The following is an 11,471-nucleotide window of genomic DNA, read 5'->3' as shown; positions in this document are numbered from 1 at the left end:
TTGTGGCCGACGTCGAGGCCGGTCTGGACGCCCTGTCCGATCTTCTTGAGCACGCTCCAGAAGCCCTGCAGCTCCATCTCGGTCGGCTGCGTCGCGGCGGTTGCGGCCTGCGGGCCGGCGCTGAAGATGCCGAGGTTGTGGCCGACGTCGAGGCCGGTCTGGACGCCCTGTCCGATCTTCTTGAGCACGCTCCAGAAGCCCTGCAGCTCCATGTCGGTCGGCTGCGCGGCGGCTGCGGCCTGCGGGCCGGCGCTGAAGATGCCGAGGTTGTGCCCGACGTTGAGCCCGGTCTGGACGCCCTGTCCGATCTTCTTGAGCACGCTCCAGAAGCCCTGCAACTCCATCTCCGACGGCTGCTCGGTGCCGGGGCCGACCGAGAACGGCGCGAACCCGCCCGCGATTCCGCCGATGGCGCCGCCAAAGTCGCGGCCGGTCTTGCCGCCGATCAGGCGTCCGATCGCCTGTCCGGCGAACCTGCCGAGAACGGAGCCGAAGATCCCTTCGGGATTCAATTGACCATAGTCCTCAGTCGACTGCTGCATGCCACTCATGTTGAGCCTCCTCGCTCGTTGTTTGATCTTCGAGCGGCGCGCCGCTTGACCTCATCAGGCGTAGTTGCTGCGCGACGTCGATCGAGGGCGATGTTGCGCGCGTGGCCGTGATGCAAGTGTCAAGCGGGGCGTGAAAGTGCCGTCAAAATCGATCATGTGTGGAACGCATGGAGCAAGATCACGCGGATCGTCAGACGCGTAGCATGCGCCTGATTTCGCGCTGCAGGCTCTCGGTTTCGCTCTCCGGCGTGGCGCCGACCTGCTTGCGCAGGATGGTGCGGCAGAAGTCATATTGACGCAGGGCGTCGGCACGGCGGCCCTGCTGCGCGTAGCAGCGCATCAAGGTGCGGTGGACGTCCTCCTGCAGCGGATCTGCGGCCAGCACACGCAATGAGAACGTCGTGGCGATCTCCACATGTTCCCGGCCGCCGACGTCCAGCAGGCCCGCGATCGCCCGGATCGCCCGCGTCTTCAGTCGTTGACGCTCGGCGGAGAGCCATGCCTCGAACGCGCAGGACGTCGAGCTGATGCCGTCGAGCAACTCGCCCCGGAACAGCGCGGCGGCGCGGGCCATGGTTTCCAGATCGCCGAGCTGCAGCAGCACCTCGAATTCCTGCACGTCGGTCGTGACGGCGTTCGGATGGATGCGGATGTCGTCGCGTTCCGCCGAGATCACCTCGGTGCATTGCGGCAGCACCCGGCGCAGCGTCAACAGCGCCTGGCGCAGGTTTGCGCGCGCGTTGTCGCCGAAGCGGCCTTCCCACAGGAGGGCGGCAAGCTTGCTGCGTGAAATGCCGTGCGGAGAGGTGAGGGCGAGATAGCCCAGGAGCGTTGCCGCCTTGCGGCTTGGGATGACGACCTGCTCGCCGGAGACGCGTCTGATTTCAAGACCGCCAAAGAGATTGATACGCAGCAGACTCATTGTCTCTCTCCTCTGAATGGCGACTCGCTGCGATCGGCGCCTTGCCTGCAGAAGTCGAGCTTCTCGTGCGATGAGATTGAGCGGCTGCAGCCCGATCAGGTCTGCACGGTCGTCGCCGAACGGCGAGCCGCCACGCTGTCGTTGTCATCGTCGAAATGAGATCGGCAATGCAGTTAAGTCTGTCCGAGCAACGTTCGGTTCAATCTTGGATTGTAGGACGAAGCGAGACCGTGCCGTTGTGGCTTGCAGTATGCACTCCATCGGGTCCAGTCTGGGCGCAGCCGGAACCGCACGCTGTGAGCTACGCCACACTCCACGTCGGACACCGTCGTGCCGCATGCTCCATGGTCAGGAAGATTGGATTGTTCCGATGAGATCGTTCCGCAAGGAACTTTGGTTCCAGACACCGGGCCGTCGCGCCTTCATCAACATCACGGATGATGTCGAGGCGGCGCTGAAGGAGAGTGGCGTGCGCGAGGGGCTCGTGCTCGTCAACGCCATGCACATCACCGCGTCGGTCTTCATCAATGACGACGAGAGCGGGCTGCATTTCGACTACGAGCAATGGCTGGAGAAGCTGGCGCCACACGAGCCGGTGGCGGGCTATCGGCACAACCGGACCGGCGAGGACAATGCCGACGCCCACATGAAGCGCCAGATCATGGGCCGCGAGGTCGTGGTCGCGATCACGCAAGGCAGGCTGGACTTCGGTCCGTGGGAACAGATCTTCTACGGCGAGTTCGACGGCGGTCGGCGCAAGCGCGTGCTGATCAAGATCATCGGGGAGTAGGGGGCGGTGTCGCCGTTTCCGGATGCGTTGACGCCTCCGACTGACCCATGCCGTCACGGCCGGGCTGGTCCGTGCCACAATCTCCGCTGTCGTCCCTGCGAACGCAGGGACCCATACCGCGGAATCTATCGGTGAGGCACAACTACCAGCCATCGTCCCATTGAAGCCGGTGGTTATGGGTCCCTGCGTTCGCAGGGACGACAATGCAGGGCTGCGAGGCGTCGGTGATTCAGCCACGAAGGAGAGGCGCTTCCGGAGGTCATCACACCATCGACCTTGGATCCCGCAGGCCCCAACGGCCGGCCTCGACCAGGGTGATGAAGCGCTCCACGGCCTCATTAAACAACGCCGGCTCCTCCAGATTCAGCACATGGCCGGACTTCGGGAAGAACGTCAGTCCCGACGCCGGCAGGTGCTGCTTGAGGAACAGGCTCGGCTCGATGCAGGCGTCGTCCTCGTCGCCGCAAATGATCAGCGCGGGCGTGGCGACGCGGCGGATCGCATCCGTCATGATGTAGATCGAGGGCCTCGCGCCTTGAAAGCCGCGCATGGTGTTGGCCGAGCCCCTGGCGTCGTGGCGAGCGAGTGCGGCGTAGAAATCGGCGTGGCCGCGTGGGTCCTTGATCAGGAAGGGAATGCGGCCGGGCGCCTCGCGGGTGACCTTGGCGGTCTCGGCCGAGCCGAGGGTCTCGAACTGCTCGGCCGTGGCGCGGCACTGGGCACGGAAGGCGTCGAGCTGCGTGAGGTCGGAGCCCGACCCGACGCCGGCCAGCACCATCGAGCGGATGCGGCCGGGCGCGTTCAGCGCGACCTGCAGCGCGGAGTACGAGCCCATCGACAGGCCTATGAAATGGGCGCTGTCGATGCCGAGATGGTCCAGCACCGCCAGGGCGTCGGTGTAGAAGTGCACGTAGCTGTAGACGTCGGGCGCGGCCGGCACCTCCGAGGGCGTGTAGCCGCGCGCGGAGTAGGCGATGCAGCGGTGGCGGCGCGCGAAATAGCGCAACTGCGGCTCCCAGTTGGTGTGGTCGGCGGCGAACTCGTGCAGGAAGATGAGCGGGGTGCCGGCGCCGACCTCTTCGAAATAGAGGCGAACGCCGTCTTTGGCCGTTGCGTGGGGCATCGTCAGCTCCTCCCGTGTCACGTGCCGCATGTTGACGAGTCGCGCGACACGCGACAATGGCCGGGCCAGTAGCCTTGTTTTCGCCTCAAGATAGACCCGGAATCACCCTCTCGTCGCCAGTCTTTCGCCGCCGAAGGTCATGGTTTCGTCACACCGCGACTTTTTACGGACCCCGCTGGCGGCTTGCAGAGGGGCCGCGCTGAGGACCAGGGGGTGCCAAGTCAGGGTACTGGGGGAAGTAACAGAAGGATTGAGTATGGTTGTGTCTACCCTTCGCCGGTCGCTTCACGTCGTTGCGCTGACCATGTGCTCGGCAGTCGTCGCCGTCACCGCAACACCGGCATCGGCCCGTCCGCATCACGGCTCGGGGCATCATGCCCACCGCAGCCACGGCGGCCATCACTACGCAGGGCATCATCACCACCGGCGTTCCGTCGCCCGGCTGTCGCGCTGGGAGCGCGGCGTGGCGCGGGTGCAGGTGAGCGGCGTTGCCGACGCGCAGGCCAGCGTCATGATGCCGGGAACGGCGTCCGACGGCATGGCGTCGTCCGGCGGCTTCGGCGGCGGCAGCAGCGTCGTTTCCGCGGCGCGCAGCTTCATCGGCAGCGGCAATCCGACCGGCCGGCGCAGCCTGTGGTGCGCCCGTTTCATGAACATGGTGCTGGAGCGCACCGGCCATCGCGGCACCGGCTCCGACATGGCGCGCTCGTTCGCGAGCTATGGCCAGCGCGTCTCCGGCCCGCAGGTCGGGGCGATCGCGGTGATGAGCCGCCGCGGCGGCGGCCACGTCGGCGTGGTCTCGGGCGTCGATGCCCAGGGCAACCCGATCGTCATCTCCGGCAACAACGGCAACCGTGTCCGCGAGAGCGCGGTGTCGCGGGGGCGGGTGTACGCCTACGTGATGCCGAACTAACCAATCTCGAACTAATGAATCGAGCCGTCGAGGCTCGCTCGGTGTGCGCCTCTCCCGCTTGCGGGGGAGTTCGCATCGCATCTTCGATGCGATGCGGGTGGGGGAAGTCTCTCCACACGAAGATTTTCGGGTGGGGCGCCCCCACCCCAACCCTCCCCCGCAAGCGGGGGAGGGAGCGCACCATCGGTACGGCGAGAGATCGGATCCAACTCCGGTGCCGGTTTCGTCATCGCGAGCGAAGCGAAGCAATCCAGGGCCGGCCGGAAAAGTCTGGATCGCTTCGCCGCCTCCGGCTCCTCGCAATGACGCGGGGAGAGGCGGAGATTCACGTCAGCCGCGGCTGCTCCACGGCGAGTTCGTCGCCAACGGCGATATCGCCGGCTTCGATCACCTCGGCATAGATGCCGCATTCATTGTTGCCGCGCCGGGTCATCAGCGCGGGCGGGATGTCGAGGTCGCGGGCGGCCGTGTCCGGGTCGACGTTGACGGCGGCGCAGCGGGTGGTGGTCTTCACGACCTTCAGCCGCGCCGAGCCGATGCGCAGCGTCTCGCCCATGAGCGAGGTCTCGTGCCAGGCCGGCCAGCCGGTGACATAGACGTTGGCGCGGAAGCGCAGCGGGTGCACGGGAGCGCCGACCAAGGTCTCGATCTCCGCGATGGAGGCGAGGTTGATGATCGAGACCACCTTGCGCGCCAGATCCGTAAAAGCGTAACCACCGCCCGACAGCAGCTTTGGCGGCCCGCGCAGCTCGGCGGCGAACTCGCCTGCGAAGAAGCGCTCGATCGCCGCGCGGCCGTCGGGGCTCTCGAGATCGCCTTGGGCGATGATCGCGCCGTCCTTGCGGATGGTGAGGATGTTGGTCGCGTCGTCGAAGATGGTCTTGAAGCCGGCGAGGCGCTCGTTGCGCATCAGCATCAGATACGCCGTCTTCGGTTTCCAGACCGGAGCTGCGGGATCGAACCCGCTGGGACCGTTCTCGAGCGCGTAGCGGCGGTCGGCCGGCAGGGTCTGGCCGACCCGCAAAGGCGCCCTCCGCAATGGTTCCGGGGTAAGGCCCTTGACGGGATAGCGGTACAGGCCGGCGATGCGCGCGGGAGGGGTCTGGCTCATGCCGCCTCATAGGAGATTCCCTTGGCCGCGGCCAGGGCACACGAATTTGTGAAGCGGCCTCTTCCGTTTTCGCACCGCCTTCCCACATTTCCACTCAAGCCGGGCGCAAGCCGGCGACGTCAATGGTTGCGGCGTTGATGGACGTCAACGTGCGCGGTCCGAAACCCAATGAAGATGCTGAAGCCGTGCCTTCGGGGCGTCACAGCAGGCTGAGGGAAACATCATGAATATCGAAAAATATACCGAGCGCGCGCGGGGCTTCATCCAATCGGCGCAGTCGCTGGCGATGCGCGACGGCCATCAGCAGTTCTCGCCGCTGCATCTGCTGAAGGTCCTGCTCGACGACGGCGAGGGACTCGCTGGCGGTCTGATTGATCGCGCCGGCGGCAATTCGCGTGCGATCCTGAAAGCGACCGAGGATGCGCTGGGCAAGCTGCCGAAGGTGTCGGGCAGCGGCGCCGGGCAGATCTATCTGTCGCCCGAGCTGGCGCGCGCCTTCGACGCGGCGGAAAAGGCGGCCGAGAAGGCCGGCGACAGCTTCGTCACGGTGGAGCGGCTGCTGCTCGGCCTGACGCTGGAGAAGAACAGCGAAGCGGGCGGCATCCTCGCCAAGGGCGGCGTCACCGCGCAGAACCTCAACGCAGCGATCGAATCCCTGCGCAAGGGCCGCACGGCCGACTCGGCGACCGCCGAGAATGCGTATGACGCCTTGAAGAAATATGCCCGCGACCTGACCCAGGCGGCGCGCGACGGCAAGCTCGATCCGGTGATCGGCCGCGACGAGGAGATCCGCCGCACCATTCAAGTTCTGTCGCGTCGGACCAAGAACAATCCCGTGCTGATCGGCGAGCCCGGCGTCGGCAAGACCGCGATCGTCGAGGGCCTCGCGCTGCGCATCGTCAATGGCGACGTGCCGGAGAGCCTGAAGGACAAGCGGCTTTTGTCGCTCGATCTGGGCGCGCTGATCGCCGGCGCGAAATATCGCGGCGAGTTCGAGGAGCGGCTGAAGGCCGTGCTGCAGGAGGTCACGTCGGCCGAAGGCAGCTTCGTGCTGTTCATCGACGAGATGCACACCCTGATCGGTGCCGGCAAGGCCGACGGCGCGATGGATGCGTCGAACCTGCTGAAGCCCGCGCTCGCTCGCGGCGAGCTGCACTGCATCGGCGCGACCACGCTCGACGAGTATCAGAAGCACGTCGAGAAGGACGCGGCCTTGGCGCGGCGGTTCCAGCCGGTCTACGTCACCGAGCCGACGGTCGAGGATACCATCTCGATCCTGCGCGGCCTGAAGGACAAATACGAGCAGCATCACGGCGTGCGCATCACCGACTCCGCGCTTGTGGCGTCGGCCACGCTGTCGAACCGCTACATCACCGACCGCTTCCTGCCCGACAAGGCCATCGACCTGATGGACGAGGCGGCGGCGCGGCTGAAGATGCAGGTCGACAGCAAGCCCGAGGAACTGGACTCGCTGGATCGCGAGATCATCCGGCTCAAGATCGAGCAGGAGGCCTTGAAGAAGGAGAGCGATCTCGGCTCCAAGACGCGGCTGCAGGTGCTGGAGAAGGAGCTCGCCGATCTCGAGGAGAAGTCGGCGGCGCTGACGTCGAAATGGAGCGCCGAGAAGGACAAGCTGTCGAACGCGCAGAAGCTCAAGAGCGAGCTGGACGGCCTGCGCATCGAGCTCGCCAACGCGCAGCGCCGCGGCGAGTATCAGAAGGCGGGCGAGCTGGCCTATGGCCGCATCCCCGAGCTGGAGAAGCAGCTGGCCGACATCGAGGCCAAGGAGAATGCCGGGGAGATGATGGAGGAGGCGGTCACCGCCAACCACATCGCGCAGGTGGTCTCGCGCTGGACCGGCGTGCCGGTCGACAAGATGCTCGAGGGCGAGAAGGACAAGCTCCTGCGCATGGAGGACTCGCTCGGCAAGCGCGTCGTCGGCCAGTTCGAAGCCGTGCATGCGGTCGCGACCGCCGTGCGGCGCTCGCGTGCCGGCTTGCAGGACCCGCACCGGCCGATGGGCTCGTTCATGTTCCTAGGGCCGACCGGTGTCGGCAAGACCGAGCTGACGAAAGCGCTCGCCGAGTATCTGTTCAACGACGAAACCGCGATGGTCCGGCTCGACATGTCCGAGTACATGGAGAAGCACTCGGTGTCGCGGCTGATCGGCGCGCCTCCCGGCTATGTCGGCTATGACGAGGGCGGGGCGCTGACCGAGGCCGTGCGGCGCCGGCCGTACCAGGTCGTCTTGTTCGACGAGATCGAGAAGGCGCATCCGGACGTGTTCAACGTTCTCTTGCAGGTGCTCGACGACGGCCGCCTGACCGATGGCCAGGGCCGCACCGTCGACTTCCGCAACACGCTGATCATCATGACCAGCAATCTCGGCTCCGAGTTCCTGGTCAATCAGCCGGAGGGCGAGGATACGTCGGAGGTGCGCGAGCTGGTGATGGGCACGGTGCGGAGCCATTTCCGACCCGAGTTCCTCAACCGCGTCGACGAGATCATCCTGTTCCACCGCCTGCAGAAGAGCGAGATGGGTCGGATCGTCGAGATCCAGTTCGGGCGTCTCCAGAAGCTCCTGGAGGAGCGCAAGATCACGCTGTCGCTCGATGGCGACGCGCGCGACTGGCTCGCCGCCAAGGGCTGGGATCCGGCTTACGGCGCACGGCCGTTGAAGCGGGTGATCCAGCGCAGCGTGCAGGATCCGCTCGCCGAGATGATCCTCGCCGGCGACGTGAAGGACGGCGATCACATGACGATCTCGGCCGAAGGCAATGTGCTGACCTTCAACGGCAAGGTGCCGCACACTGCCGAGATCGCGACTTTCGAGGCGCCGATCCCGAAGCGCAAGCTGAACTGAGCGGCGTTTCGCCGAACTGAAACGGAAGCGGCCCGCGCTGAGCGATCAGCGCGGGCCGTTTTCAGTTGAACGCGCCTTTGGGGGGGCGAGGGGCCTCGCTCACCGGCTGACCTGGATCGGGCCGGCGTCGGAGATGCGCGAGGCGCCGGTGCCGCGGCTGGTCATCATCTGGTCGACGCGGTCGCGCTCCTTCTCGAAGTTGGCCATGATCGGGCCCTCGAGCGACCGGCCCCGCGGCAGCTTCACGCGCATCGGGTCGACGAAGCGGCCGTTGACGAGGATCTCATAGTGGACGTGCGGGCCGGTCGACATGCCGGTCGAGCCGACGAAACCGATGACCTGGCCCTGGCGCACGCGCTTGCCGGGCTCCATGCCCTTGGCAAACGCCGACATGTGGCCGTAGGCGGTCTCGTATCCGTTGTTGTGCTTGATGCGGATATATTTGCCGTAGCCGCCTTCCTGGCCGACCTTCTCGAGCACGCCGTTGCCGGAGGCGAAAATGGGGGTGCCGTAGGCGGTGGCCCAGTCGACGCCGGTGTGCATCTTCACGAAGCCGAGAATCGGATGGCGGCGGCCGCCAAAGCCGGAGCGCATGATCGCGTTGTTGACCGGCTTGCGCACCAGGAACTTCTTCGCGCTCTTGCCGGTCTCGTCGTAATAGTCGACGACACTGTCGTCGGGGGTCTGGAACCGGTAGTATTTCTTGGTCTCGCCGCCGACCGTCAGCGAAGTGAACAGCACCTCGGTCTTGTCGTTGTTGCCAGGCTTGTCGTCGTCGTCGCCGGCATAGAAGACGTCGAACGAATCCCCAGGCTGCACCTTGCGCTGGAAATCGACGTCGTAGGAGTAGATGCGGATCATGTCCTCGATGACCGGCGCGGGCACCTTGTTGCGCATCGCCGTCTCGTAAATGCTCTGATAGAGGCGGACACCGGTGCCGTCATCCTCCTCGTCATTGGTGTTGTCGGCGGTCTCGGTGACCGTGTTCATGCTCTGCGCGTCCACGGCGACGTATCGTCCGAGGTCCGACAGCGCGGCCACCGCCTCGATCATGGTGTCGTTGGCGACGATGACCCGGAACGGCTGTAGCCGGGCGCCGGGGGCAGGGCTGGATGGCGCCATCAGGATGCGCAGTTTCTCGCCTTCCTTCAGGCCGCCGTCACGGCCGCGCGGGCCGAGCTGGGCGGCGATCGCCTTGGCTTCGTCGGGCGTCGCGCCCTGGTCGCGCAGGATCGAGGCGACGGTATCGCCCTTCTTGACCAGGTGGACGCGCTCGCCGAGTGGATTGCCGCCGGTGATCTGGTCCTTGGTCTTGGGGAGCAAGGTGACATTTTCCGGCACCACCCGGGTCTCGAAGCCGGCGTAAGGATCGGGCAAGGTGCCGTCATTGGCATAGGACAGTTTCAGGTCGCCGCCTTGGACGGCCTGCGCGCCGGCCGCGTCGGCGGCGGCATTGGCAAGCGAGGCGTAGCGTACGCCGCCATTGTAGCCGCGCCAGTTCGCCGCATCACGGACCCGCATGACGATTTCGTCGAGCGCCACCGAGGTTGCGATCTTCGCCTTGGGGAGCACCGCGGCGAGATCCTTGGTCACGAACGAGACCTCGGCGTCGGGCTCGACGGCCTCGGGATTGTTCGGATCCTCGCCGGACCCTGTCTTGTCGTTGTCGGTGTCGCTCAGCAGGCGCTGGGCGTTGAACGGCGGGATCTTGGCGGAAAGATCGCTCGTCGTCATCGACAGGTTGCCCGAGATCCGGACATAGGGACGGACCCGGATGAGCTCGCGCGATCCCGCGCGGGTCACGGTCGAGATGCGCACCACATTGCGGGCCGCGGCCGCTTCGCTCGGCGGCGGCAGGCGGTCGCTCTTGCGCAGGGTGGCGACGCGGTCATTGGCACCGAAGGCGCCGCGCAGCGCGCTCTCCATCCGCTCCGGCATGCGCGCGAAGGTCATTTCGCCGTCGAGCGAGGCGAAAACGGCGCCGCCGATGAGGGCTGCGCCGCATAGACCCGTCAGAATCGTACCAGAGAACCATTGTACGGAAACGCGGCGGCGGTCGATCACCGCGGCCTCGGAGCCATCGACCGATAGCGGCGGCTCATGACCGAGATCGATCATGCCGACCTCGCGTCCATACCCCCCGCGTGACGTCCGATGGTTCAACCTTCGTCCCCCAAATTCAAAGTCAGCACCGAGATCACTCAGCTGCCGGTTGGCTTAACGTCCAAGACAAACGGCTCGGAATGATGGCGCGCTTCTGACGGTTCGAGACTCTCTGGCTGGAAAGCCGGAATCCGCAAACCGCTATTGTTCTTCAGGATCTCTCGATGTCGTCTCGGCCGTATCAGGCGAAGGGCTCGCCACTTCCTTGATCTGGATCATCCTTGAATCGATGGCAGTCCCCGCTGGACCCAAATCAACCCAGGTCGATGCTTAACAAATCGTCGCAGGATTGTGGCCCAAGTGGGGCACGAAGTCCGCAAGAAGTCGGGGTTCTCCTGCTGTCCGGAAAAAAATGATTCGATGCGACGATTTGTTGACATTGGGCGTTGACACCCCGATCGGCCCCCCCTATAAACCCGATCACTGAGCGCGGCGCCGCTTCGGGACACACCGAGGCGAGCATTCGCGCCAATATTGCTCCTCACTTCTGTTGAGTGATGCACAACCGGTAAAACCCGGTTGCTCATCGACGTCGGAAGATGTTGGGCGCCCCTCCATCCGAGGGTGGGACCGAGGTCCCGGGCTGTTTGACAAGTGAAGATGAAGAAAGAGAAACGTGGACGGCGGAGTCCTTGCGGGTCTCGGGATTGAGGGCTTCGGCTTTTGGTTCTGGGATCGGACGAGAAGACTTCGGCGGACAATGTTTCAAAGGTAACACCATGGTATTTGCGCTGTGAAGCGTGGGTACTGATTGGTGGGACCTCGTCAAACGTTGTGATCAGCCGGTTCAAAGCTTCAAGTTCAACTTGAGAGTTTGATCCTGGCTCAGAGCGAACGCTGGCGGCAGGCTTAACACATGCAAGTCGAGCGGGCGTAGCAATACGTCAGCGGCAGACGGGTGAGTAACGCGTGGGAACGTACCTTTTGGTTCGGAACAACACAGGGAAACTTGTGCTAATACCGGATAAGCCCTTACGGGGAAAGATTTATCGCCGAAAGATCGGCCCGCGTCTGATTAGCTAGTTGGTGGGGTAA

At 65.1% G+C, this 11,471-nt stretch carries 7 protein-coding genes, 1 rRNA gene and 1 pseudogene; 4 read left to right on the top strand and 5 right to left on the bottom strand.

Features of this window, described 5'->3' with window-relative positions:
• Both ACQR0U_RS32230 and ACQR0U_RS32225 read right to left on the bottom strand, forming a co-directional pair.
• Nucleotides 1-551, bottom strand: a pseudogene (locus tag ACQR0U_RS32230) (hypothetical protein); the annotation flags it as partial.
• Nucleotides 552-741: 190 nt separating this feature from the next.
• Nucleotides 742-1,473 (bottom strand): AfsR/SARP family transcriptional regulator, encoded by a 732-nt coding sequence (locus ACQR0U_RS32225; protein ID WP_315718096.1) that lies wholly within the window; start codon nt 1,471-1,473, stop codon nt 742-744.
• 370 nt (nt 1,474-1,843) lie between these two features.
• On the opposite strand from ACQR0U_RS32225, the gene ACQR0U_RS32220 reads away from it, so the two are divergent.
• Nucleotides 1,844-2,263 carry a secondary thiamine-phosphate synthase enzyme YjbQ gene (locus ACQR0U_RS32220; RefSeq protein ID WP_315755973.1) on the top strand — a complete coding sequence of 140 codons (420 nt, stop codon included), beginning with the start codon at nt 1,844-1,846 and terminating at the stop codon, nt 2,261-2,263.
• A 262-nt stretch (nt 2,264-2,525) separates the two neighbouring features.
• On the opposite strand, the gene ACQR0U_RS32215 is transcribed toward ACQR0U_RS32220, so the two are convergent.
• On the bottom strand, nt 2,526-3,386 hold the full coding sequence (locus ACQR0U_RS32215; protein ID WP_316193864.1) for an alpha/beta fold hydrolase: 861 nt from the start codon (nt 3,384-3,386) through the stop codon (nt 2,526-2,528).
• Between the two features lie 256 nt (nt 3,387-3,642).
• Between ACQR0U_RS32215 and ACQR0U_RS32210 the strand changes: the two genes are divergently transcribed.
• Nucleotides 3,643-4,299 (top strand): TIGR02594 family protein, encoded by a 657-nt coding sequence (locus ACQR0U_RS32210; RefSeq protein WP_315718092.1) that lies wholly within the window; start codon nt 3,643-3,645, stop codon nt 4,297-4,299.
• Between the two features lie 325 nt (nt 4,300-4,624).
• On the opposite strand, the gene ACQR0U_RS32205 is transcribed toward ACQR0U_RS32210, so the two are convergent.
• Complete coding sequence (locus ACQR0U_RS32205) at nt 4,625-5,410, bottom strand: MOSC domain-containing protein (RefSeq protein ID WP_434843695.1); 786 nt, start codon at nt 5,408-5,410, stop codon at nt 4,625-4,627.
• Nucleotides 5,411-5,633: 223 nt separating this feature from the next.
• Here ACQR0U_RS32205 and clpB point away from each other — a divergent pair, with 223 nt between their 5' ends.
• Nucleotides 5,634-8,273 (top strand): ATP-dependent chaperone ClpB, encoded by a 2,640-nt coding sequence (clpB, locus tag ACQR0U_RS32200; protein ID WP_315826652.1) that lies wholly within the window; start codon nt 5,634-5,636, stop codon nt 8,271-8,273.
• 99 nt (nt 8,274-8,372) lie between these two features.
• Here the strand turns inward: clpB and ACQR0U_RS32195 are convergent, their stop codons facing one another.
• A complete protein-coding gene (locus ACQR0U_RS32195) occupies nt 8,373-10,436 on the bottom strand; it encodes a M23 family metallopeptidase (RefSeq protein ID WP_315753801.1) in 2,064 nt (687 codons plus the stop codon).
• A gap of 802 nt (nt 10,437-11,238) precedes the next feature.
• Here ACQR0U_RS32195 and ACQR0U_RS32190 point away from each other — a divergent pair.
• Nucleotides 11,239-11,471 (top strand): 16S ribosomal RNA (locus ACQR0U_RS32190); the annotation flags it as partial.

The sequence above is a fragment of the Bradyrhizobium sp. HKCCYLRH3097 genome (assembly GCF_051167875.1).
In the GTDB taxonomy this organism is placed as follows: Bacteria; Pseudomonadota; Alphaproteobacteria; order Rhizobiales; family Xanthobacteraceae; genus Bradyrhizobium.
Note: the sequence above shows the minus strand (reverse complement) of the source record. Positions and strands in the feature narration are given on the sequence as shown.

Bases quoted from the DNA above. Each gene is read 5' to 3' on its own strand.
- ACQR0U_RS32205 (WP_434843695.1), bottom strand. From the start codon at position 5,410: ATGAGCCAGACCCCTCCCGCGCGCATCGCCGGCCTGTACCGCTATCCC.
- ACQR0U_RS32225 (WP_315718096.1), bottom strand. From the start codon at position 1,473: ATGAGTCTGCTGCGTATCAATCTCTTTGGCGGTCTTGAAATCAGACGC.
- ACQR0U_RS32215 (WP_316193864.1), bottom strand. From the start codon at position 3,386: ATGCCCCACGCAACGGCCAAAGACGGCGTTCGCCTCTATTTCGAAGAG.
- ACQR0U_RS32210 (WP_315718092.1), top strand. From the start codon at position 3,643: ATGGTTGTGTCTACCCTTCGCCGGTCGCTTCACGTCGTTGCGCTGACC.
- clpB (WP_315826652.1), top strand. From the start codon at position 5,634: ATGAATATCGAAAAATATACCGAGCGCGCGCGGGGCTTCATCCAATCG.
- ACQR0U_RS32220 (WP_315755973.1), top strand. From the start codon at position 1,844: ATGAGATCGTTCCGCAAGGAACTTTGGTTCCAGACACCGGGCCGTCGC.